Source organism: Ferviditalea candida (assembly GCF_035282765.1).
In the GTDB taxonomy this organism is placed as follows: Bacteria; Bacillota; Bacilli; order Paenibacillales; family KCTC-25726; genus Ferviditalea; species Ferviditalea candida.
In genome coordinates, this window is record NZ_JAYJLD010000008.1 from 114,995 (window position 1) to 139,039 (window position 24,045).

22 protein-coding genes and 1 pseudogene are annotated in these 24,045 nt (G+C 50.4%); 8 read left to right on the forward strand and 15 right to left on the reverse strand.

Annotation, left to right across the window (positions count from 1 at the left end; genetic code table 11):
* The first annotated feature begins 115 nt into the window (after positions 1-115).
* A complete protein-coding gene (locus tag VF724_RS07750) occupies positions 116-1,006 on the forward strand; it encodes a class I SAM-dependent methyltransferase (RefSeq protein ID WP_371753659.1) in 891 nt (296 codons plus the stop codon).
* Positions 1,007-1,060: 54 nt separating this feature from the next.
* Here VF724_RS07750 and VF724_RS07755 read toward each other — a convergent pair whose 3' ends face one another.
* On the reverse strand, positions 1,061-1,969 hold the full coding sequence (locus tag VF724_RS07755; RefSeq protein WP_371753660.1) for an NAD(P)-dependent oxidoreductase: 909 nt from the start codon (positions 1,967-1,969) through the stop codon (positions 1,061-1,063).
* A 163-nt stretch (positions 1,970-2,132) separates the two neighbouring features.
* On the opposite strand from VF724_RS07755, the gene VF724_RS07760 reads away from it, so the two are divergent.
* Positions 2,133-3,041, forward strand: coding sequence for an aldo/keto reductase (locus tag VF724_RS07760; RefSeq protein WP_371753661.1), 909 nt, complete (start codon positions 2,133-2,135; stop codon positions 3,039-3,041).
* Between the two features lie 66 nt (positions 3,042-3,107).
* On the opposite strand, the pseudogene VF724_RS07765 reads toward VF724_RS07760, so the two are convergent.
* Positions 3,108-3,287 (reverse strand): annotated as a pseudogene (locus tag VF724_RS07765) (PAS domain-containing protein); the annotation flags it as partial.
* Between the two features lie 487 nt (positions 3,288-3,774).
* Positions 3,775-4,389 (reverse strand): hypothetical protein, encoded by a 615-nt coding sequence (locus VF724_RS07775; protein WP_371753662.1) that lies wholly within the window; start codon positions 4,387-4,389, stop codon positions 3,775-3,777.
* A gap of 79 nt (positions 4,390-4,468) precedes the next feature.
* Here VF724_RS07775 and VF724_RS07780 point away from each other — a divergent pair, with 79 nt between their 5' ends.
* From VF724_RS07780 to VF724_RS07790, 3 genes are all read left to right on the forward strand, one after another.
* On the forward strand, positions 4,469-4,867 hold the full coding sequence (locus VF724_RS07780; RefSeq protein WP_371753663.1) for a hypothetical protein: 399 nt from the start codon (positions 4,469-4,471) through the stop codon (positions 4,865-4,867).
* Between the two features lie 127 nt (positions 4,868-4,994).
* Positions 4,995-6,347, forward strand: a complete 1,353-nt coding sequence (locus VF724_RS07785; protein WP_371753664.1) for an MFS transporter — start codon at positions 4,995-4,997, stop codon at positions 6,345-6,347.
* A gap of 123 nt (positions 6,348-6,470) precedes the next feature.
* Complete coding sequence (locus VF724_RS07790) at positions 6,471-6,605, forward strand: hypothetical protein (RefSeq protein ID WP_371753665.1); 135 nt, start codon at positions 6,471-6,473, stop codon at positions 6,603-6,605.
* Between the two features lie 63 nt (positions 6,606-6,668).
* Here VF724_RS07790 and VF724_RS07795 read toward each other — a convergent pair whose 3' ends face one another.
* The 7 genes from VF724_RS07795 to VF724_RS07825 all read right to left on the reverse strand — a co-directional run bounded on the left by VF724_RS07795 (position 6,669) and on the right by VF724_RS07825 (position 15,642).
* Positions 6,669-7,547 (reverse strand): fumarylacetoacetate hydrolase family protein, encoded by an 879-nt coding sequence (locus tag VF724_RS07795; protein ID WP_371753666.1) that lies wholly within the window; start codon positions 7,545-7,547, stop codon positions 6,669-6,671.
* 50 nt (positions 7,548-7,597) lie between these two features.
* Complete coding sequence (locus tag VF724_RS07800) at positions 7,598-9,769, reverse strand: TRAP transporter permease (protein ID WP_371753667.1); 2,172 nt, start codon at positions 9,767-9,769, stop codon at positions 7,598-7,600.
* Positions 9,770-9,773: 4 nt separating this feature from the next.
* Positions 9,774-10,196 carry a DUF1850 domain-containing protein gene (locus VF724_RS07805; protein ID WP_371753668.1) on the reverse strand — a complete coding sequence of 141 codons (423 nt, stop codon included), beginning with the start codon at positions 10,194-10,196 and terminating at the stop codon, positions 9,774-9,776.
* A 90-nt stretch (positions 10,197-10,286) separates the two neighbouring features.
* The gene (locus tag VF724_RS07810) at positions 10,287-11,333 is read right to left on the reverse strand and encodes a TAXI family TRAP transporter solute-binding subunit (RefSeq protein ID WP_371753669.1); all 1,047 of its coding nucleotides are present in this window, start codon (positions 11,331-11,333) and stop codon (positions 10,287-10,289) included.
* A 16-nt stretch (positions 11,334-11,349) separates the two neighbouring features.
* The gene (locus VF724_RS07815; RefSeq protein WP_371753670.1) at positions 11,350-12,420 is read right to left on the reverse strand and encodes a TAXI family TRAP transporter solute-binding subunit; all 1,071 of its coding nucleotides are present in this window, start codon (positions 12,418-12,420) and stop codon (positions 11,350-11,352) included.
* Positions 12,421-12,605: 185 nt separating this feature from the next.
* Positions 12,606-14,006 (reverse strand): sigma-54-dependent transcriptional regulator, encoded by a 1,401-nt coding sequence (locus tag VF724_RS07820; protein WP_371753671.1) that lies wholly within the window; start codon positions 14,004-14,006, stop codon positions 12,606-12,608.
* A complete protein-coding gene (locus VF724_RS07825) occupies positions 13,999-15,642 on the reverse strand; it encodes a transporter substrate-binding domain-containing protein (protein ID WP_371753672.1) in 1,644 nt (547 codons plus the stop codon). Before VF724_RS07825 ends, VF724_RS07820 begins: the two co-directional genes overlap by 8 nt.
* Before the next feature lie 154 nt (positions 15,643-15,796).
* On the opposite strand from VF724_RS07825, the gene VF724_RS07830 reads away from it, so the two are divergent.
* The 3 genes from VF724_RS07830 to VF724_RS07840 are packed head-to-tail and all read left to right on the forward strand — an operon-like array spanning position 15,797 to position 17,818.
* On the forward strand, positions 15,797-16,240 hold the full coding sequence (locus VF724_RS07830) for a MarR family winged helix-turn-helix transcriptional regulator (protein ID WP_371753673.1): 444 nt from the start codon (positions 15,797-15,799) through the stop codon (positions 16,238-16,240).
* A complete protein-coding gene (locus tag VF724_RS07835; RefSeq protein WP_371753674.1) occupies positions 16,237-17,040 on the forward strand; it encodes an ABC transporter ATP-binding protein in 804 nt (267 codons plus the stop codon). The genes VF724_RS07830 and VF724_RS07835 overlap by 4 nt, the downstream gene beginning before the upstream one ends.
* Positions 17,000-17,818, forward strand: coding sequence for an ABC transporter permease (locus VF724_RS07840; protein ID WP_371753675.1), 819 nt, complete (start codon positions 17,000-17,002; stop codon positions 17,816-17,818). The genes VF724_RS07835 and VF724_RS07840 overlap by 41 nt, the downstream gene beginning before the upstream one ends.
* A 431-nt stretch (positions 17,819-18,249) precedes the next feature.
* On the opposite strand, the gene VF724_RS07845 is transcribed toward VF724_RS07840, so the two are convergent.
* The 5 genes from VF724_RS07845 to VF724_RS07865 form a co-directional block, all read right to left on the reverse strand.
* The gene (locus VF724_RS07845) at positions 18,250-19,671 is read right to left on the reverse strand and encodes an aldehyde dehydrogenase family protein (protein WP_371753676.1); all 1,422 of its coding nucleotides are present in this window, start codon (positions 19,669-19,671) and stop codon (positions 18,250-18,252) included.
* A gap of 17 nt (positions 19,672-19,688) precedes the next feature.
* Positions 19,689-21,041, reverse strand: coding sequence for a 4-aminobutyrate--2-oxoglutarate transaminase (gene gabT, locus VF724_RS07850; RefSeq protein WP_371753677.1), 1,353 nt, complete (start codon positions 21,039-21,041; stop codon positions 19,689-19,691).
* A gap of 35 nt (positions 21,042-21,076) precedes the next feature.
* Complete coding sequence (locus VF724_RS07855) at positions 21,077-22,147, reverse strand: ABC transporter ATP-binding protein (protein ID WP_371753678.1); 1,071 nt, start codon at positions 22,145-22,147, stop codon at positions 21,077-21,079.
* Between the two features lie 136 nt (positions 22,148-22,283).
* Positions 22,284-23,078, reverse strand: a complete 795-nt coding sequence (locus VF724_RS07860; RefSeq protein ID WP_371753679.1) for an ABC transporter permease — start codon at positions 23,076-23,078, stop codon at positions 22,284-22,286.
* Positions 23,079-23,089: 11 nt separating this feature from the next.
* The gene (locus VF724_RS07865; RefSeq protein WP_371753680.1) at positions 23,090-24,022 is read right to left on the reverse strand and encodes an ABC transporter permease; all 933 of its coding nucleotides are present in this window, start codon (positions 24,020-24,022) and stop codon (positions 23,090-23,092) included.
* Positions 24,023-24,045: the final 23 nt, after the last annotated feature.

Here is a 24,045-nt window from a genome sequence, read left to right on the forward strand (position 1 = left end):
TATCGAATTGAATTCTCTTCATTTTAACATTAGCTAAATCGGGTAAAATTTCCTGCCGAACCATACAATACGTTATACTTTTCATAATAAAATCCGATCAGGGAGTGGTCTGCCGATGAACAAATATGAGCCTGAAGAGACAATCGCCTTATTGCACAGCGAATTATTCTGGAATACCGTTTGGGCGGAGGCGGTCGAAATATTCCGGCGCAGCCATGATACCGCCCCGGATCTGATTGAAACCTGGAACCGGAGAGCGGAGGCGTTTGCCAAAAATGTACTGGGCGACAAAGGCAGGCCGAGAGTCCAAAAAATCATTCGGTGGCTGGAAAACCAGGATGTACGGCTCGAAGGCGCAAAGATTCTGGATCTCGGCGCGGGACCCGGCGCATTTACCCTGCCGTTCGCCGCAAAAGCCGATCAAGTCGTCGCGTTGGAGCCGGCCAAGGCGATGACCCGAATCCTGAGGGAGCATCTTGAGGAGGATATGAAGAATCGCGTTCGCATCGTCGAGGAACGCGGGGAGGATATTTCGATTGAAGAAAAAGGCTGGAAGCAGGCATTTGATCTGGTCTTCATCTCGATGAATCCCGGGATCAATAACTGGGAGCTGTTGGAGAAAGCCATTCTTTGCTCCAAGCAATACGTTTATGTCAGTTCATTCGCAGGCCGCAGGGACAACCGGGCGTTAATCGAGCTTTGGCCGGTTCTGTTCGGCGAAGAAATGCCGCCGTGGTCATTGGATATCATGTATATGATGAATTTGCTGTATGCCAAAGGATACGACCTGGATATCCGCATTTGGGAAGAGCGGCATGACAAATTTATTTCCACCGAGCAAGCGGTCGAAGATCTCCTCATCTACGTAAAATTATACAAAACCCATGAATTCACAGATCGCATGGAATCGCACATTCGTCAGTATGTGCTGCAAAACGCGGATGAGCACGGATTTTTGCATCAAGCGAGAACCCGTCTGGGGAAAATTCTGATCCGCCTGCCTTAGGCTTCCCCGGCTTCCCGCCGGAAAACTCCGTGCTTCCGCAATCCAATCACTTCGTCAATCCCCGGCGGATTCGTTTTGTCGAAGCTCTTCCAAATACCATTTGTACAGCGCCTGCGTCCCGCTGTCGCCTTCCCCGGAACGGGCAAGCTCCTCGTACAGCGATTTGGACAGCTCCAGACCCGGCGTCGACAGCCCCATCCTGCCGGCTTCTTCCACTGCAATGGACATGTCCTTGATGAAATGCTTGATGAAAAATCCGGGATCAAAATCGTTTCGCACCATTCTCGGAGCCAGATTGCTCAACGACCAGCTGCCCGCCGCTCCGGATTCGATGCTCTTTAGCACCCGCATCTGGTCCAGCCCGGCTCTCCGCGCATAGGCCATCGCTTCGCAAACCCCGATCATATTGGATGCAATCGCGATCTGATTGCACATCTTGGTGTGCTGTCCGGCGCCAGCGGGGCCCTGCAGCACGATGTTTTTGCCCATTGCCGCAAGGATCGGCTCGACGGCCTGAAACGCTTCCGGCTCGCCTCCGACCATTATGGTCAATCTTGCCTCGCGCGCTCCGATATCGCCTCCGGAGACGGGCGCATCCAGCGCATAAAGCTGACGCTTCTTCGCTTCATCATGAATTTTTTGCGCCAGCGACGGAGTCGAGGTCGTCATATCGAGCAAATACGTGCCGGGGCGGGCATTCTTGACAATTCCGCTCTCGCCGAGATAAAGTTCCTCCACATCCTTCGGAAAACCGGCCATCGTAATGACCGCATCCGCTTCAGCGCTAAGCTCGGCCACCGAATCCTTCCAGACCGCTCCATCGGATACGAGGTCATCCGCTTTTGATTTTGTCCGGTTATAGACCAAGAGGGGATAACCGGCCTTCAGCAAATGGCCGGCCATGCTTTTGCCCATCACACCCAATCCGATAAAACCGATCACGGTATTCTGCTTTTGCCCCATGCCGCATCTCTCCTTTTGAAAAATTCTTCTATTTTCAATAATAGTAATTATACCTTTGTCAGTGAGGACTGAAAAGATGGATCGCTTGTTATCTCATGCTCTTGTATTTCCGAGAGGGTTCATGCACAATTAAAAGAAAGTATTGGAAAGGGGGATGGAGCGTATGAAGAAAAACCGTCTGGGTACATCGGATCTGTTTGTCAGTGAAATCGGACTCGGTTGCATGTCGCTCGGAACGGATGCCGCTCGCGCCGTCAGCATCCTGCATGAAGCGCTGGATAAGGGAATCGATTTCTTCGATACCTCCGACTTGTACGATCGCGGCTTAAACGAGGAAATCATCGGCAAAGCGTTCAAAGGAAAACGTCAAAAGCTCATTCTCGCCACCAAGGCCGGCAATCGCTGGGAGGAAGGAAAAAGCGGGTGGACTTGGGATCCTTCCAAGTCCTATATCAAAGCTGCGCTCAAATTGAGCCTCAAACGGCTGCAAACCGATTATATCGATTTGTTTCAACTGCACGGCGGCACCCTCGATGATCCGATCGATGAAACGATCGAAGCGTTTGAGGAATTGAAATCGGAAGGCTGGATTCGCGAGTACGGCATCTCATCGATCCGTCCGAACGTCATCCGCGAATATGTCAACCGCTCGAATATCGTCAGTGTCATGAGTCAGTACAGCATACTGGACCGCAGACCGGAAGAAGAAATCCTTCCTCTGCTGCATGAACACGGCATCAGTCTGATTGCCCGGGGACCGGTAGCCAAAGGGATTTTGTCGCAACGGTTCAGTGAAAAAGCCGATCAGGGCTACCAGGATTACCAGCCGGAGGAGCTGACGGAACTTGTCCAAAAGCTGTCCCCGCTGACAAACGAAACCCGCAGCTTGGCCCAATTGGCCCTGCGCTTTCCCCTGTCGCATCCCGCAGTCGCCGCCGTGATCCCCGGAGCAAGCTCCATCAGTCAATTGGAGCATAATCTCGCAGCGGGCAATCTGCCCCCGCTTACCGAGGATGAACTGGATTTGATCCGCAGGCACAGCAAAGCCAACCGGTATTCCGCTCACCGATAACGCCAATCGGTAATAAATATTTTGCTCGCAGGGCAGCACAACGTCCACGGTGGTGAAATCAAATATGGATTTTCCCACAACGTCTGCTTGACCTTGCGAGCCAAACAGCCTCCGGCCGGCATCGTTGATAAATACGATAATTCCCGCGCTGTGCACGATCATCGGCTCGGGAGACAGTTTCAGCAGACGGCGGTACCGAAGGTCTTTCTCGTACAAGGTTTCCTCCGAAAGCCTGAGTCCCCGCATGTCCGCATATATTAATCACGACGGACGGCTTATTCTGAAAAACAGCCGATAACGCGCGTACCTCCACATCAATTACGGCCTGATCGATTCTTATCAGCCTCGTTGCTGCAGGTTCGACAAGCCCCTCCCCGTACCGAAACCGCTCGAGCAGCTTCCTTAAAGAATGGATGTCCTCCCGGTAAACAAACCGAAAGACAGATAGACCCATTAACTGCTCCGCATTATCAGACCCGATCAATTCCGCTGCGGCGGTATTGGCGAACACGATCTCCTCTCCGGCAAAATAATTCGTCTTGAGGGCTTAGGCATTTTGTCGCAGCCATAATCTCTTGCTGTCCGGCATAATATGGTAACAAGGACATTTCCGAAGAAAGGCAGGGTTGCCATGACAGCGATCGGAATATTCTTAATATGGATGCTTTCCTTTTTGGCCATGTTCTGGGTATGGAGCGACGCTTCGGCCAGACGGGGCGCCAATATCGGATGTTTATGGGCGCTTGTGGTGCTGATCCTGGGCCCAATCGGGTTCATTGCCTACTTGATCGTACGTAACTCGGATTGACATCAGCCGGTTGATGTTTTTTTGAAACTGCGAAATCGTCAAATCATTTAATTCCGGAAATCCCTGATCCAAAGCAATGGTTTTGCCGTCAAGCATGGGATAAACCCCCTGCCAGCCTCCGACGATTTGCATAAATCGGGTTCCCGGAACAGCTTTGAGAAAACAGATATACTCGCCGTCGGCCAAAGCTCCCGGATACTTGTCGTTCAACGGATTCGTCGGTAGAGGAAGCGGGTCAAGGCCGGTTGACAGCACTTCAATCCTCCGATGCGGCTGCCCTTTGATCATTTTCAGAACATCCAACGGTTGAATATAATTCACGAGCTTATATCGGTCGATTTTTGTATTCGTGGAAACCTCCCGAATCGGACTGCCCAATTTTCCATAGGCGATTATCGTTGAATGACGAACCAATGCCTCGAGACTTGTCTCCGGACGCACTTGGATAATCAATTGCGACAAACTGGGTTGACCATATACCGGAAAACATACCGTCAAGAACACACTGATGACAGAAATAAGACTTATTGCGTTTTTCACAAATACCCCTCCAATATTTAGCAACACAAATAGTCTGATTGGAGAAGAGTCATTTTATGCACGAAATAACGATAATTTCATGAGAAAATCGGGCTTTCGACAAAAATATTATCGACCTTCACCCATGAACCGACAGCAACTGATAGCACAATTCATTAAAATAGGTAGCAAGATGACCAAATTTGGATACATCAAAAATGAAATCAGGGTGATTTCGATGAACGCTGACGGTACATTTACAATTTTATGGAATTTTATCGGGTTGATTTTGTTCTTATTGACGATATCAGTTACAATTTGGGGTTTAATTGATGCGGGAAAGAGAACGCTTGTGACGAAAATCCCATTGGAGCCCCGTTATCCGAAAACGAAAAAAATCAAGGCCGATAAAATCACTTTGCAGCCGCAGGAATTCCTTATTTCAAAAAATGAAACGATCGAAAAGTCCGGTGCTGCCGAATCGCGTTACATGAATTAAATATCCATGAATGCCGCGAATTTGTTTGCCAGATTATTTAGTGCAGCTATATAATAATATAAGTGGTAGAAACTTCAAGCGCTTATCGAAAGTATGTCGGGCATCTTCCAAAGGCGGGAATATACTCATGATTCGATCCAATAAACACTACTTGCTGCTGATCACGATTGCATTGGGGACGCTGCTGAATCCGTTAAATTCTTCCATGATTTCCGTAGCCCTCACACGAATCCAAGGGAATTTCCATCTGTCATTCTCCGATGTTTCCTGGCTTATTTCCACGTTTTATTTGGCCAGTGCGATTGCTCAGCCGGTTTTGGGAAAGCTAGGTGATTTTTTCGGCAGGAAGCGATTATTTTTGCTGGGTCTCTCTCTGGTCGCCGCAGCATCGATGCTGGCTCCTTTTTCCCCTAATTTAGGCACTTTGATTACGCTTCGCGTAGTTCAGGCCATCGGCAGCGCAGCCTTGTTTCCATCCGGAATGGGCATCATTCGCAATGTCGTCACCGAAAATCAAGCGCGGGCAATAGGGATCCTGTCGGTTTTCTCTTCCACCGCAGCGGCATTCGGTCCTTCCATCGGCGGATTTCTCATCCATTGGGCTGACTGGCCCGCCATTTTTTTGGTCAATTTCCCTTTTATCATTGCTTCATTTACATTAGCAATCTTCGTGCTGCCCAAAGACTCTGTGCATGAACAAAAGGCCGCCAATCTCGATATTTCGGGAATCCTGTTATTTTCCGGCACGATCATAAGCTTCCTGCTATTTTTGCTGTCCCTGGACAGCGGTTTTAACGGATGGGATCTAGCTTTGGGAATCGTGTTTGCGTTTCTTTTCTACATCAACGAATCCCGCTCCCGAAATCCCTTTATCGATCTGAGAGCACTGACCTCAAACAGCAATGCGGCGTTGGTCTATCTTCAATTCATCCTGGTGAACGTGATTTTCTATTCGATTTTCTTTGGCGTTCCCGCATATTTGCAGAAAGCCGCCCATTTCAATGCCCAAACGACGGGCTTGATCATGCTGTCCATCGCCGGATTCGGCGTAGTGATAGTTCCTTTGGCGGGACGCTGGATCGATCGCAGCGGACCCAAGCCGGTGCTGATTACGGGATCGATCATTACGATCATTGGCACACTGATGCTGCAGTTGATTCAAGATTCCTCCACTGCCGCTGCGATTTTTGGCTTGTTGTCCGTTCTTGGACTGAGCGTGGGGTTCAACAATCTGGGACTGCAAACCGCTCTGTATACCTTTGTGCCGCGTTCGGAAACCGGTGCGGCTTCCGGGTTATTCATGACTTCGCGGTATTTCGGCACCATCCTGTCGTCCAGTCTGCTCGGCATGATTTTTGCCTCCCATATCTCCGCAAGCCGCTTTCACCTGATCGCAACGGTTTGCGCCGTAATCGGAACAATCGTCCTAATGCTGTCGGTACGCATGCCCAATCGAAAATTGGCCGAGAAAACCGGATAATTCCCGGAACTCCTTCTCCCTCCACAATATAGGCCAACCCATCACTGACAATCATCTTATGCAAAAGACCTCTGCGATGCATATTGTATTTTTGAGAGTCGATTTGCAAAGGAGGGGAAAAAATTGGCTAAGAAAATCCAAAAAAACCACTCACAGAAGCAAGTGAAGATAAAAGCTTTTGTACCCTATGAGGTTGATTATGCGTGCGGTTACGATTGGTTTCCATACTATTATTACGGTTATCCGTATTGGTATTAATAGGGTAGAATACATCAGGACAGCGGCTTCCGCTGTCCTGATGTCTTGCCATGCCCTCGGGATTTAGCCTTGCTTCAAATCGATGACCGTGTTGAACAAGGAGGGGAAACCGTCAATCCTGCATTCCACCGTATCTCCGTTGCGGATCGCGGCGGCCCCCGGTGTCCCTGTCGAGATGATATCCCCGGGCAGCAGCGTCATCACCTGAGAATGAAACGCCACCAGATACAGCGGGTTGAACGTCATATGCGCCACAATGTTCTCCCGGCAGACGCTTCCGTTAATGACTGTAGCCACCTTTAAACCGAACAAATCAGGCACTTCATCCGGCGTCAAGAGTTCAGGTCCAAAGCTGAAAAACGTGTCAAAGCTTTTGGAACGGGTCAGGAACCTCGGATTTTTCTGCAGGATATCCTCTGCGGTCATATCAATAATTGCGGTGAATCCCGCTATGACATTTAGCGCTTCCCGTTCGGAAATGTTTTTGCACTCCTTACCGATGATAACGCCCAGTTCAGCCTCCGCCGTCGTGCGCTCCGATTGCCGCGGGATCTCAATGGTATCCCCCGGCCCGATAATCGTCGTATCCGGCTTCATAAAGCTGGCCGGCTCCTGATCGGGGGCCTGTTCGTGAAGGTCTGCGGCATGCGCCACATAATTCAAGCCGATTCCCCATATTTTGCGGGGATGCCGGTACAATGGGGCAAACTCCAGCCCGTCTTTGCGCATCCACAAGGAATCCATTCCCTCAAGCGCGGCCTTACCTTGCCCCTTATACCACTGAAGCAGCGCCTCCCATTGTCCCGAAGCTATCAATTCGAACAAATCTGTCGGCCAGCTTTGCTTCATCGCCTCGTTCACGTTCCGAAGCATTGCAACCCCACGCTCAGTTACCAATCCGGCCGTTTCGATTCCATTCAGCTTGACTGCGGCTAAACGCATGCCTGCTTCCTCCTTGCATCCCAAATTTGCTTGACTGCACGAGCCCTAACTCAATGGTGAGCAACACGATTTTCAAGCAGCTTGCCGTTTGCCTGCCGCTTGTTAAGCAGCAATACAATCACAAAACCGACGAACCCGATCAAAGAGGTGATCAATCCGGGATAAATCAGCAGCAGTGCGCTGGCAAACGAAACGCCACGCAACGGAATGGAAAGCCGTTCCCGAAAAAATCCCTCCATCGCGATCGCAAGAAGAAATACGCCGAGCACGGATGTCACGACGATCATGACGATGTGCGCAATATTGGTGTCAATCATCAGCATGCTGGGAGCAAAGACGAACATGAACGGCACGATAAATCCGGCAACCGCCAGGCGCACAGCCTGAAAGCCGGTCTTGTTGGGATCCCCGCCGCTGATTCCGGCGCCCGCAAAGGCCGCCAGGGCAACCGGCGGTGTAATGTTGGCAAAAATTCCAAAGTAAAATACAAACATGTGCGCGATAAAGATGGCGTTGTCGCTGTTGCCCGCAAGCTGTGTGAACAGCGGAGTTTGCAGCAGGATCGGAGCAGCCATCGTGCTTGTGATGATATACGTCGGAATACTCGGCAGGCCCATGCCCAGCACGATCGACGCAATCATCGTGAAGGACAGGGTGATCAGCAGCTGCAGCAGCGGCGAGGCAACGTGGCTCCCCAAAGCGACGATGCCGTTGGCCACATTCAAAGCAACGCCCGTCAAGGTGGCGATGCCTACAATGATCCCTACTGCGGCGCAGGCCATGGCAACAGATATGGTCGTTTTGGCGCCGCCCTCCAAAGCGGCCTTGAACTCTTTAAATCCGACTTCCTCCGTAACCGGAATGCGCAATTTTCTGCGAAGCAAATTGATCAGCAAAGGCACTGCGATAATGACCAGAATGGTCATCCAGTCGGTGTTGGCGCTTGCGGCAGGCCCCCCCGTGACAAAAGCCCAGACGGGATCTCGGAAAACCAAAAGGAGCAGCACCGGGATAATGTATTGAAGCAATTTGATGCTTCCCGAAATGATGATCGTCGCCATGATCGACCAGAAAGCGGCAAAAAACGGCGTCCTTCCGGAAAAGAGCAAATACAGCAGGATCATCATGGGAACCAGAAGATGGCCGCGCTGGGCGATGACTTCTTTGACCGAAGGCAGCTCGCTTTTCGGGATGCCTGTCAAATCCTGCTTGCCCGCCCGGAAATGCACCTGCAGCAGAACGCCCAAATAATACAATAAGGCGGGTATAATGCCGGCCAGAATGATCTTCGTATACGGAACCGATAAATTTTCCGCCATGATGAATGCCGCTGCACCCATGATCGGCGGCAGGATTTGTCCCCCCACACTGGCCGCGGATTCGACGGCTCCGGCGAAATTTTTGTGATACCCGACTTTTTTCATTAACGGGATCGTGAACGCGCCGGTGGTGACCACGTTAGCTACCGCAGAGCCGTTAATGGAACCCAGGAAAGCGCTGGCCAGTACGGCAACCTTGGCCGGCCCGCCTTTTGCCGAGCCTGCCATCGCCAAGGCCAAATCGTTGAACAGACGGCCCATCCCCGATTTTTCCAAAAAAGCCCCAAACAGTATGAACAAAATGATGTAGCTGGCGGAAACGCCGATCGCCTCTCCCAAAATCCCTTCCGTAATATAGACAAGATGGGAAGTCATCGCCTTCAGATTATTAAGCAGGATGATCCCGTTCAATTTCGGATAAACCGACAATTTGGCGTAAATCCCGTAAATCAGAAAAGCAATCGCCAGAATCGGCATCCCCCAGCCCGTGACCCGGCGGGTGGCGTCGATCACGAATAAAATCACCAAGATTCCAACGGCAAAATCAAGATTATTGATTGCGCCCCCGTCATTGACGATCCGGTCCGCCGTCACAAACATGTAAATTCCCAATCCGAAAGATATTGCAGCCGTAATGATATCATACAGCGGAAGACGGTCCCGCCTCGATTTTTTGGAAAAGGGGTACAACAAAAAAGCGATCGTCATCAACGTGTACAAATGAATGCTCCGCTGCTTGATGTTGACCAATGGCCCGACAAAGGAAGTATATAAATGGAACAGGGTCAACGCGATCGCAAGTACGGAAATAATGATGAGGACAGGCTTCTTCAAGGATGTCCGCGTGACCGATTCACGGTCGTATTTCTCCAGTACCGAAGTTTCATCTACACTATTATTCATAACGTTACCTCGATTCAATAAAAACTTTATACAGCGCCAAAACAAGCGGATGCTTTTTTACGGCAAAATGATAAGGAGTTTCCTGCGGCGGACGGGATAAAACCAGCTTCTGTCCGTTCACCATCAGACGGTGGTTCGTGTCGTCTCCGGCCAGCAAATCCAATTCGCCGATGAACCGATGAATCCCCACCATATAAACCCAGCCGTCCTTCAAAAATGAACCGGTGCCGACATCGCTCGGGACTCCGGCCCCAAACGTCTTGAACCGGGTCGATTCCAAATAGATAGTACCCTGTTCGATGCGAAAAAACTCCTCCCAATCTTCCTTTTCCACGGAATGGGTCCAGCGAATCGAAAAGTCTGAGCCCTCATGCACAAGCAAAGCGTATTGCAGCTGCCCGTTCGTTGAAACCTCCAATGTTTTCAAGGGAAAAAGGGCCATCAAGAGCAACATGATGGCCGCGATAGAACTCCAAACTTTACGTCTTCTCATTTTTATCTAGTTGGTCTTGGCATATTATTTTAACAAGCCTTTTTCCTCATAGAACTTCTTCGCGCCCGGATGAAGAGGTGCAACCAGATTTTTCCCCATATCATCCCGGTTGAAATCCTTCAAAGCGCCGACAGCAACTTGATCCGTACCCAGATAATCGTAGAAGCTCTTGGTCATCTCATAAACGACGTCGTCGCTGAGATCCTTGCTGACGATGAGCATATTTTTGATCGCCACCATCTTTACATCATTCGGTAGATTGTATTGTTTGTTATCGCCTTTGGGAATCGTGAATTCTTCGTAGAACGGATACGCTTTGATCAGGTTCGCGGCAACCTCGCCGTCAATCGGGATCAGCTCGATATCCATCGATTGCTGCAAATCGGTGATATTGCTGTTCGGTACCCCGGAGGTAAAGAAGGCGGCGTCCATATTTCCGTCTTTCATTTTCTGCACACTGTCGGCATAGCCTGTATGGTCAACCATGGCAAGGTCTCCATACTGCAATCCGGCTGCGGCCAGCACCTTCTTGGCGCTTTGCTCCACTCCGGAACCGACTTCGCCTACGCCAACCTTTTTCCCTTTCAGGTCGGCGACGCTGTGAATGCCGCTTTTTTTCGTGACGACCAGCTGAACGACATTGGGATACAAACCGGCCATACCCATAATATCAACTTTGCCGTCCTTGAAATTGCCGGTGCCGCTAACCGCATCATAGGCAACGTCGCTCATGACGATGGCGACTTGATTCAGACCGTCGCGGATATTTTGAATGTTTTTCACCGAGGCTCCGGTGGCTTCCACCGTCACGCTATCAATCAGATCGCTCTTTTCAAAAAGCGTTTTTAGAGCTCCGCCGATCGGATAATAAGTTCCGGAAGTGCCTCCTGCCCCGAAAACCAATTTTACCTTTTGTACGGTTTTCGCCGGTGCTGCCGTATCCTTCGGAGCATCGGCGGCGGCTCCTCCATTGGTCTCTTTTGGCGCCGCTTGGTTATTGTTGCCGCAGGCAGCCAAAGAGAAAACAAGTAAAATGGAAAGCATTGCCGTGATAATCTGTTTGGTTCTCATTAAAATAACCCCCTGTTTAATTTTGGTTTGTCTGCAAAGGCAAAATTTGAATTCCCTGCTCTTGGAAATACTGAATGGCTCCAGGGTGAAACGGAACGGTAACTCCCTTCTGACATTCCTCCAGCCGAATGTCCTTGGCTGCCAGATGCGCTTGCTTCAACCCGTCCAAATGCTCGAACAAGGTTTTGGTAATCGCATATACCGTCTTGTCGGGAAGGTCCTCCCTCGTCAGCAGCAAATTTGTAATCGCTGCGGTGGGGACATCTTCCTGACCGGCATATGTCCCTTTGCGGATGCTATCGGCATAGTAATAAGGATATTTTTGGGAAATCCCCGCAATGATTTCCGCGGAAACGGGCAAAAACTGCAGATTACCCTTTCGGCTTAACTTCATGACCGCGTCATTGGGCAGGCCGGAAGTCAAAAATGCCGCGTCAATATCCCCTTTTTCCAATTCCGCTACCGAATCTCTATAGGACAAATGACGCGCTTCCAAATCGTCATATCCCAATCCGTAAGCCTCCAGAATCGTCCGCGCATTCACTTCGGTCCCCGAGCCGACGTCTCCGACACCCACCCGCTTTCCTCTCAGCTCATAAATCGAGCGGATTTTTTTGCTGCGCAAAGTGATGACATGCACGAAATTCGGATAAAGGGAAGTGATGGTCCGCAGAGAACTGCCGTCAGTCTGCTTCATTTGTCCCTGGTAGGCGAATGAGGCGATGTCCGCCATGACAAACCCCAGCTCCGAATGCCGCTGAATCAACAGCTCCAGATTTTCGACGCCCCCTCCGGAAGATCGGACGGAAGCCTGGAAACCGGGCATGTTTTTGTTGATCAGATCGGCCAATCCGTTGGCAACGGCAAAATACGGACCGGTCGTCCCCCCTGTTGCAATGGAAATCACCGTTTCATTCAAGGGGACCCGAACGGGCTGATCGGAATCGCCGCAACCGCTTACAACCAGCAAAAATACCAAGCTCAACGACAAGCCTTGGAATATACGAAAAAGTCTCGGCCGCATGGAATTCACCTCATCGAGAATGGTAGGCATCGCGACGAAATAACTTCGAGGAACTGATTTCATCGCGAGCCCTTTATCACTTCTTGGCATGAGGTTTTTGCAGACAACGAAAACTGATAGCAAAAACCATGCCAACTTTGAAAAGTGTTCGAAATGCCGGCTTGCACACTTGATTTCTTATACTTCACTTGACCGATAGCGGAACAAAATTCCGGTTTCCGGGGATGAAGGGGAAAAAACTGCCGCTTTCAATGAGTAAGTGAATTCATCTCGAACTCCTTTAACTTCTGTCTCAATCCCCGCTCGCTGATCGACAGGATCTCCGCGGTTTTTTTTCGGTGTCCGTTCATCCTGTCGAGCGTATGCAGAATGATTTTTCGTTCCGCTTCCTGAAGAGAAAGGCCGAAGGGAATGTAAATGCCTTCACGTTCAGCTGACGTTTCCTGCAGATCATCCGGTGAATCTCCCGCCCTGGCTAGTTCGATGATTTCTCTCGGCAAATCGCTTATTTTCAAGTTAAAACCGACACACAGCGCCACAGCACGTTCGATGATATTGGAAAGCTCCCTGACATTGCCTGGATAATCGTAATTCAGCAGCACTTTCATTGCGGTCGGTTCCACCCCCTGAATTTCCCGTTTCAACGTTCGATTATACTTTCCGATAAAATAGCGGACCAATTCGGGAATATCCTCTTTTCTTTCCCGCAGAGGGGGAATGTGAATGGGGATGACGTTCAAACGGAAAAACAGGTCATCGCGAAAATTCCCTTTTTTGATTTCATTCTTCAGATCGCGGTTCGTGGCCGCAATGATGCGTGTATCCACCTCGATGCCGCGGGTGGATCCCAGCGGAGTAACCGTCCTTTCCTGCAGTGTCCGCAACAATTTTGTCTGCAGGTTGATCGGCATTTCCCCGATTTCATCGAGGAACAGGGTTCCTTTGTGAGCAGCGGCAATTTGCCCTTCTTTCGAATGGGTTGCGCCGGTGAACGCTCCTTTTTCATAACCGAACAATTCGCTCTCCAAGAGATGCTCCGGAATTGCGGCGCAATTGAGTCCGATAAACCGCTGGCCGCCGCGCTGCCCCCGATAATGGATCGATTTGGCGACCAGCTCTTTTCCGGTCCCGCTTTCGCCGCTGATGAGCACCGTCGAATCGATATCCTTGATTTTCTCGATCATGACGTAAATATGTTCAACCGCTTTGCTTTTTCCGATGATTTGCTCATCGCTCGATTGCTCCCGGAACTGCTGTCTCAGCAATTGAAACTGCTCGCTCAGGGTTTGGAATTCCAAGGATTTCTCGAATATCAGCTTAAGCTCTTCCGTATGAATCGGTTTTTCGATATACGAATAGGCTCCCAATTTCATCGCCCGCAATGACGATTCAATGTTTCCATATGCCGTCATGACAATAATATGGGCTTTCGGGTTCAATTTTAACAGCGGTTGAATGAAATCGATGCCGTCTTCGCTCCCGATTCGGTGGTCCAGCAGGATCAATTGGCTGGAATGCCGCTTCATATATTCCAATCCAGCGTAAGGATCGGTCGTGGAATATACGTCGAATTGATCTTCAAACGCATATTTGAGTGAAGAACAAATGGCTTCCTCATCGTCAATGATTAACAGCTTCGCTTTATTCATTCCGCACTTCCTCCTTTAACGGCAAGCTCAGGATCACCTTCGTTCCTTTCCCCGGCTTGCTCTCTACCTGCAAATCGCCGTTGTTTTCTCTCATGTAGTCCAAGCTGAGCGATAATCCCAAGCCCGTTCCGTGTGTTTTGCTGGTGTAGAAGGGCTCGAAAATTTTGCCGAGCTCTGCTTCACTGATCCCCTTGCCGTTATCTTCAATCGTGATGATCAACTGTCCGTCAACCGCCTCCGAGCTGCAGACGATTTGTCCTCCCCGATCAAGGGCATCGACCGAATTCAAAAGCACATTGACTGCCACCTGTTTGAACAGCCCGTAATCGGCATAAACCTGATGATCAGGATCAATCCGGTCAATCAACGCAATTTCCTTTTGGGCAAACGATGATTTAAAAAGCGGAAAAATCGAGTCAAAGCATTGGGAAACTTGGAAAACTTCCTTTTTTGCCGTCTGCGGTTTCGCATAATCCAGCAGGTCCGACACAATCCGGTCCAGTCTCGTGATTTCACTCGGCACGAATTTGGAAACCTCCTCGCGAAATTTCGGATTTTCGAATTTGTGCGGGATCAGTTCAACAAACGCTTTGATCGATGTCAAAGGATTGCGGATTTCATGCGCAATGCCGGCAACGAGGTGACCCAAGGCCTGCATTTTTTCTTTATGGATCAATTGGCTGCGCAATTTCTGTTCTTCTTCGATTTTTTCTTCCAGAAGCCGGTTCATTTGCTCGAGCTCCTTGGTTCTGCGGTACACTTCCGATTTTAATCTGCGGTTCCAACGCAGCGAGAAATACAAGTACAGCAACAGGCCGATGAATACCGCGCTCATGATCCGAATGATGAATTGGAGGCGTTTGGAAAGTTGGGCGCTGGCTTGTCCGAACCATTTGTTGTAGATGGTCTGAAACTGCTGATTGGCTCGAACCTGAATCAAGCCCTTGTTGATCAATTCCAAAAAAGCTTCGTTTCCCTTGTAGGTAGCCAGGGCGTAATCACTCGGCAAAATGAGCGTATTGACGACTTTGTATTGTTCTTGCAGATGATTCCCTTTAAGGAGGAACTCGATATACTGCGAATTCCCCAAAAATGCATCCGCACGCCTCAGCTGCAGCAGACGGAATGCGTTCCCCTGATCCTGAGCAACGATCACTCTGACACTGCGGACGTTCTGAAGCAGATCCAAAGCCACATCACCCCGTTCCACGGCAACCACCTTATTCCCCAAATCTGCCATAGATTCGATCGATTCATTATTCTCCGGGACAATCAAGCTGTGGGAAACCGTCATGAACGGTTCGGAAAATTCAAATACATTGCTTCGTTCGGCTGTATATTTCAATCCGGCAACGGCATCCACCCGGCGGCTTTTCAAAGCTTCCATCGCATCGTATAAGTTCATCGGCACCCATTCAATCTCCATCTGTTCTTCCTTGGCAATTTGATTCAGCAAATCAATGACAAAACCGGACGGCTTCTGTTCATTCACGAATTGAAAAGGATAAAATCGATTGAGGTATGCGATTCGATACACATTCGGCAATTGGGAGTTTGCGCCGACGGTTTCCGCGAAGTTCAAGGAAATCCAGACCAATACCAAAATCAAGCTTAGAAATACTGGACGAGAACGCATCTGGTTCCCCCTTCGATAATTTACAGACAAGCCCATCCCTATCATACCATAGGTCCATCCGGTAACGGGACTTCTAAAAAATTCAAATCGATTCTGGCATATTATTTAGTATAGCTATATAATTTAACTAAGGCGCGGTGAAAGGAGGGTTTCGATGGAAAATCAGGAAGTGCTTGAACAATTCATCGCTTATCTTCAGAACCTTAATCGCTTTATGCGGGCCAGCGCTTTCGACGCCGATACGCATCAGATTACCCGTGTCCAGTGGCTGCTGCTCCGCCATCTGCATCGCAAGGGCACGACCTCCATCGGACATTTGGCCAAGCATTTGGATGTGCGGCCTAGCACCATGTCGCAGATGATTGACCGTCTGGAAAAAACGGACCTCGTTTGCAGGAAAACGGATCTTCAAGACGCCCGGTTCAAAAAAGTGAGATTGACCTCCAAGGGACTCTCCATGATCCGACAGGTTGAATCGCTGTGGCTGGAGGCGCTGTCGAATCCGTTCGGGCATTTGTCCACGGAGGAGAAGCACGCGCTGCTGCATTTACTGGCAAAGCTGAATGATAATTTACCGAAAAGAGGAGGATTCGAATGAATGAAATTGCCGTTCGCGTTAATCAATTGTCCAAGCGCTTCGGCGATCTTCAGGCCGTCAATAACGCCAGTTTCAACGTCTTCCGGGGAGAATGCTTCGGATTGTTGGGTCCCAATGGAGCCGGGAAATCGACAACCATCAAAATGATGACGACCCTGCTTACCCCGGACGGCGGGACGATCGAGATCGGCGGATATTCCTGCGCCCGGCAGCCCTCACGGGTCCGGGAAATCATCGGATATGTCCCTCAGGCGATCTCCGTGGATGGTGTGCTGACCGGCTATGAGAACCTGCTGATTTTCGCCAAGCTGTTCGGACTGTCCAAACCGGGACGCAACGCCCGGATCGCTGAGATCCTTCACATGCTTGACCTTGAGGAAGCGGCCGGTCGGCAGGTGAAGACCTATTCCGGGGGGATGATCCGGCGTTTGGAAATCGGGCAGGCGATCCTGCACCGGCCGCAGGTGCTGTTCCTTGACGAGCCGACCGTAGGCTTGGATCCGGTCGCCCGGAAATCGGTGTGGAACCATATCGAACAATTAAGGCGGCAATTCGAGATAACCGTTATTCTGACCACACATTACATGGATGAAGCGGAATCGATGTGCTCAACCATCGCCATCATGAGCAAGGGGGAAATAGCCGCCATCGGAACGCCGGAACAGCTGCGCGGCCAAATGGGGAATCCTGAAGCAAGCATGGATGAGGTCTTTACTTATTTTGCAGGCAAATTCGATCATCTGCAAGGAGGGATGAAGGATGTCTCTCGAAGCCGCCGCACCGCCAAACGGCTCGGTTAAAAGACGAAATCCGGCGCTCTTGTATCTGCGTCATGTCGCCACGATCATTGAACTGGAATCGCGAAAGCTGCGCAAGGACCCGGTGGAACTGCTGATGCGCGGCATTCAACCAGCACTGTGGCTGCTAATCTTCGGGCAAGCCTTCAGCCGAATCCGCGGCGTTCCGACGAACGGGTCGGACTACATGCAGTTTCTCACCCCGGGTATCCTGGCCCAATCGGTCACCTTCATTTCGATCTTTTATGGAATCTCGATCATTTGGGAGAAGGATATGGGCTTGCTGCAAAAATTTCTGTCGACCCCCATCCGCAGATCGGCCTTGATCCTGGGCAAAATGCTTTCCGCCTCCATGCGTTCGATCGGCCAGGCGGCAATGATCCTGCTGCTCGCCCTGCTGATCGGCGTGCGCTTGGATTGGAGCATTCCGCATTTGGCGGGCATGCTGATTTCCGTGATTCTCGGCGCCGCATTTTTCGCCGGGCTGTCAATGGTGCTCGCCTCCTTGGTGCGGACAAGGGAACGTATGATGGGAATCGGACAACTGATCACCATGCCGCTCTTCTTCGCATCCAACGCCCTTTATCCGATTTCGATCATGCCGGCCTGGTTGAAGGTCTTCGCCTCAGTCAATCCGATGAGTTACCTGGTCGACAGCTTGAGAGGCTTGCTTCTTGTATCCTATCAAGCGAATTTGCCGCTCGACTGGGGAGTGCTGCTGCTCGCATCCGGTTTGATGCTGGGGATTTGCACGTTTTTGTATCCGAGAATCGCCGATTAACCATCAGCCTCAGTCATTGTCACACCGCGGCTGTGCCGCGCAGATAGAATTTCGGCTGTTTCTGAATGAGAAAACCTTTATCGAGGACTTTTCAGTGATGAGCGACCGCGTACAGCGAAAGGTTTTATCGCCAATCAGGAAGCTCGTTTTCAATCCCGAAAACTTATACTTTCTGATGTGGCAAAAATAGGAAATTCACTCTCGCTTAAAAATCAAAATATATGCAGTTCACTCAGGAGCTCTTCGAAAAGAAACTGATCTTGACAATAAATGGATAACCATGCCGGGCACTCCGCGCTATCAGCAGTCCCTTTTAATGGATAATTGACCTTCATGCATAACCCACCTCCAATTGTAGGAATAACACAATAAAAAGGATTATGCTATGAAAAAAATCACTCATAGACTCCCGCAACACGTCTGCTTTGTGGTCAATTCCGGTTAAAGATAACCAGCTTCAGCTCGGTCATTTCCTCAATCGCGTACTTCAGGCCTTCCCGGCCGCTGCCGCTTTCCTTGACCCCGCCATACGGCATATGGTCGACGCGGAAGGTCGGGATATCGTTGATGATGACGCCGCCGACCTGCAGCTTCTCAGCCGCATCGAATGCCGTGTGGACATTGTTCGTGTACACGCCGGCCTGCAAGCCGTATGGCGAATCATTGACCAGCTCGATCGCTTCGTCTACGGAAGCAACCTTATTCACCAGCACAATCGGGGCGAACACTTCCTGACAGGACACCTTGACGCTCAGATCGACGTCAAGCAGGACGGTCGGATTCAGCATATTACCGTTCGCTTCCCCGCCAGTTGCCACTTTCGCTCCCTTGTCAACGGCTTCCTGAATCCAATCCAGCGATCTGGTTACATCCCCCGGCGTAATCATCGCAGACACATCGGTCTGCTCATCCAAAGGATCGCCCAGCTGCAGCGTGCGGGTCGCCTTCACAAACTTTTCCACGAAGTCTTCGTAGACTTCTTCCACAACAAAAATCCGCTGCACGGAAATGCACACCTGGCCCTGGAAGGAAAAAGCTCCAGTGACGCAGCGGGGAATGATTTTATCGAGATCGGTATCCTTATCGACGATCACCGCAGAATTCGAGCCGAGCTCCAGAATCACCCGCTTCAGTCCCGCGCGATTGCGGATACCGATGCCGACGCCGGGGCTTCCGGTGAACGTGACGACCTTCACTCTCGGGTCCTCGACGATTCGGTTGCCGATCGTCCGCCCGCTCCCGGTCACAACATTGAAGGCGCCTGTCGGCACGCCCGCCTGCTCGAGCAGCTCCGCCAGGAAGAATGCGGAAAGCGGAGTCTGCGATGCCGGCTTGAGCACGATTGTATTTCCTGAAGCAAGCGCCGGGCCGACTTTATGCGCAACCAGATTCATCGGAAAGTTGAACGGCGAGATCGCGCCGACGACCCCCAACGGCTCGCGGACCGTATAAGCGACGCGACCTTCTCCTCCGGGCGCGGCGTCCAGCGGCAGCGTTTCCCCGTGAATGCGCTTGGCTTCCTCGGCGGCGAAACGGTAGGTTTGAATCGTCCGTCCGATCTCCGCCCTTGCCGTTTTGATCGGCTTGGCTGCTTCCAGCGCAATGATTCTTGCCGCTTCCTCCTGCCGCTCCTCCAACAAATTCGCCAGCTTATTCAAGATGGCAGCCCGCTGATGGGCCGGCATTTTGGCCATCGCAAGCCTCGCCTGATGCGCGGCTTCTATCGCCGCATCCGCCTCCTGAACCGTCGCTTGCGGAATTTGGGCAATCTCCTCTCCCGAGTACGGTGCATATAACGGTGCATATTCGCTGCCTTCTACCCATTTCCCGCCGATAAATAAATGTTTCTTCATATTAATTCCTTCCCCCATTAATTATCTGATAGTTCAACCAGCACCTCTTCAATAATATCCAGCCCCTCAGCCAACTGATCATCGGTGATCACCAAAGGAGCCAACAAACGAATCACATTGCTGTACAATCCCGCGCTCATGACGATCACACCCCGTCGGGTGCATTCCTGAATGAACTGGCCGGTCATTTCCTTGTCGGGAGCTTTACTCGTCTTATCCTTGACCATCTCGAACGCGCACATCGCCCCGAGCCCGCGCGCCCCCCCGACAAACGGGAAACGCGCTTCAAACGCCCGGAAGCGTTCCATAATTTGACCGCCGATCACATCGGCTCTTTCAGGCAATTGGTCCTGCTCCATCATCTCAATGACCGTTAACCCCGCCACACATCCGAGCGGGCTCCCCGCATAGGTGCCGCCGATTTCCCCGGGGTTCGGCGCGTCCATGATTTCCGCCCTGCCGGTCACCGCGCTGATCGGAATGCCGGCCGCAATCGATTTGGACATCGTCATTAGATCCGGAATCACATCATAATGTTCCAGGGCAAACATCTTGCCCGTCCGGCCAAAGCCGGTTTGCACTTCATCTGCGATCAGCAGGATTCCGTATTTGTCGCAAATCCGGCGAATCCCCTGCATGAACCGTTTCGAGGGAATGACAAAACCGCCTTCTCCCTGAACCGGCTCCAGAATGATCGCCGCCACTTCATCGGCCGGAACCTCACCCAGAAAGAAGTCCTCAAAGCTTTGAAGAATTTGCTCGTCCACCTGCTCCTCGCTCATTCCTTCCGGCGCCCTGTAATAGTAGGGATACGGCATTTTATACGTATCCGGAGCGAACGGGCCGAAGCCGTATTTGTAAGGCTTGACTTTGCTTGTCAAGGACATCGCCATATACGTGCGGCCGTGAAAGCCCCGTTCAAAGGAGATGATCGCTTTTCTTCCCGTATATTTGCGCGCGATCTTGACCGCATTCTCCACGGCCTCCGCGCCGCTGTTCAAAAAGAAGGTTTTCTTGGCATGGTCTCCCGGGGTCAATTCATTCAATTTTTCCGCCAGAGCGATATACGGTTCGTACATCATGACATTAAAACAAGGATGAATATACTGATCCAGCTGCGCCTTCAATGCTTCGACGACTTTCTGCGGACGATGTCCGGCATTGAGCGTTCCGATGGCTCCGGCCAAGTCAATATAGGTATTGCCGTCCACATCCGTTACCAGGGCGCCTTCCCCGACATTAATAAATGATGTCGTGTTGTTGAACGGGCCTCTGGGCACATTCCGTACTTTGCGTTCCAGCAAAGCCTTTGAGCGCGGACCGGGAATCTCAGTCTTCTGCGAGACATATTTTCTGATTTTCGTTTCCATGCTTCTCACCCATCCCATTCATTAAAATATTTATGCTAGGCTCCAATGATGATGCCGTCTTCCATTCGCCATGTCATTTTTACCTGGTCGCCAAGACGATATGGAATTTGTCCCGTGCTTTGATTCACTGCGGAAATTTTCTCGCCATTGGAAAGCTGAACAACCGTTTTGATAAACGAGCCCGCGAAAATCACCTCATCCACCATGCCCGACAATGTATATTCCGCCTCCTCAGTCGGCAATAACAAGCGGACCCGCTCGGGGCGGACGGAAAGGTACATCGTGCCCGCGCGCCTTTGGTCGTTTCCGAGTTTCCCGACTACTTGCTGACCGGCCAAGTCGACAATCAAAAGATTTTCGTTTTCTGAAACGACGCCCACCTCGAACAGATTCGTATCTCCTATAAAATCCGCAACAAATTTCGTCTTCGGTTTTTCATAGATTTCTTTCGGGGTTGCAATTTGTTCAATCACCCCCTTATTGATGACCGCAATCCGATCCGACATCGTCAAAGCTTCTTCCTGGTCATGGGTCACATAAATAAATGTAATTTGCAATTGCTGCTGCAGATGCTTTAATTCCAGCTGCATTTGCTTTCTCAATTTCAGGTCCAACGCGCCGAGCGGTTCATCCAAAAGCAGCACCTTCGGATTGTTGACCAATGCCCTTGCCACAGCCACCCTCTGCTGCTGCCCTCCGCTTAATTGCCTGGGCTTGCGGTCCCCGTACAGTTCCAATTGGACCAGCCGCAAAGCTTCCTTGACGCGAGTCTGCCTTTCCGCTTTGGAAACTCCCTTCATTTTCAAGCCGTACTCGATATTTTCATGGACGGTAAGGTGCGGGAACAGCGCATAGCTCTGAAAAACGGTATTGACATCCCGTTTATATGGCGGAATTTTGACCACCGATTCCCCGTCAATCAGAATGTCTCCGTAATCCGGAGCCTCAAAGCCTGCAATCATGCGAAGCGTTGTCGTTTTGCCGCAGCCGCTCGGTCCGAGCAGAGTCAAAAACTCTCCGCTTTTTACATCGAGATCGATCCCTTTGACCACTTTTTCTTTTCCGTAGCTTTTTTCAATGCCTTTGATTTGTACTATGGAATCCATCCTTGCATCCACCCCATAATTTACTTTTATTCGCTTAGACAGCGCGACAAAATAACTTCCACTAAATTGTTGGCAAAAATCATTAAACCATTGATATTTTGCCAACAAAAGTGGGAACTAATTTTGTCGCGCGTCCTTAATCTGCATCCTCGCGGCTTAGACGGGTGACGATCACAATCATGATGACAGAGAAGACGAAAATCAACGTGGAAATCGCGTTCACTTCCGGTGTAATACCGCGCCTTAGCATCGCCCAAATCTGCACCGGCAGCGTCAGGCTTCGTCCCGTTAAAAAGTAGCTTACCGCAATTTCATCCAAAGACAGCGTTATGGACAGCAGAGTCGCGCCGATCACGGCCGTTTTGATAATCGGCAGGGTGACCAGGAAAAAGGTTTTCAATCTTGAGGCCCCCAAGTCCATGGAAGCCTCCTCGATGGAGCGGTCGATTCTTTTTAATCTTGCGTACACTTGCGTCATGACGACGGCAATCAGAAATGTCCCGTGACCGATCAGAATCGTAAACAGCGACAAGTCGATGCGAAACATGACAAATACGCTCATGAGGGCGACCCCGGTAATGATTCCGGGCAAAATCATCGGAAGCAAAACGATCCGTTCAAACACGACTTTGCCGGGAAAACGAAACCGGTCCACGGCAAAAGCCGCGGGAATGCCGAGCAGCAAACCGATCAATGTACCGAAAAACGCGACGATGATACTGTTCTTCAAGGCATTGAGCAGCGCGGCGTCGTGAAGCAGCACAGCATACCATTTCACGGACCAGGAAGTAATGGGGAAGGAATTAACGGCTTCTCCGTTAAACGAGTAAATCACGACGACGATCATCGGCACGTAAATAAATAAAAAAATCAGAACGGAGGATATCCAGAGAATGGTGTTGATCCAATCCGGTTTTATCGTTCTTCCCATGTGTCCGCCTCCTATCTGCCTTTATTTTCAAAGCTGGATGTTTTTTTCTCCAGCCGATGGGTCAATTCCAGCAAACCGATGACCAAGATCAGCGTAATGATCCCGATTGTTGAGCCAAGCGGCCAATTGTTGGCGACTCCAAACAAGCTGTAGACCACATTCGATATCATCATGCTGCTTGTGCCTCCGAGCAGCTGCGGCGTTAAGAAGTCCCCCATGGTCAGCACGAAGGCGAATGTCGATCCGGCGATAACTCCGGGCAGACTCAACGGAAATACGATGCGAAAAAATGTGGAGAAACGATTCGCGCCCAAATCTTTTGAAGCTTCAATCAAATTTTTCGGAATATGCTCCAGCGACGTATAGATCGACATCAGTACCCAAGGGGTATAGATGTGCGTTAATGCCAGGATAACGGAATATTGGCTGTACAGAAAAATCTCCAACGGTTTATGAATCAATCCCAGGCTTAAAAGCAAATTGTTCAGCAATCCGTCCTGGCCCAGCACGATTTTCCAGGCGTAGGCCCTAACCAGATAGCTGACCCATAACGGAATGATCACCAGGGTATATATCAACTGTTTGTTTTTCTTCAATTTGAAGTTGATGAAATAAGCCAACGGATAGCTGAGAAGCAAGCTGAATAACGTCACCCAGAAGGCGATGTTCAGCGTCTTGAGCAGCGTTCCGTAATACAATTTGTTCGTGAAAAATTTCGTGTAATTGTTCAGCGTAAATTCATGGACGATTGTGCCGAAGTCGACTTTCCAAAAGCTGTTCAGAAATAAGATGATATAGGGAACAAACAGGAAAGTTGACAGCCAAATCACAGGAGGAATGAGCAAGATCAACAATCTCGGGTTCAAACGGCGTCGCTTGAACGGCGGCCGAGCCAAGTCCGATTCTTGAACGGAGACGGATGCGGCATTGGCGGATGGTTCCACGATTTCACTCCCCCCTTTCTGAT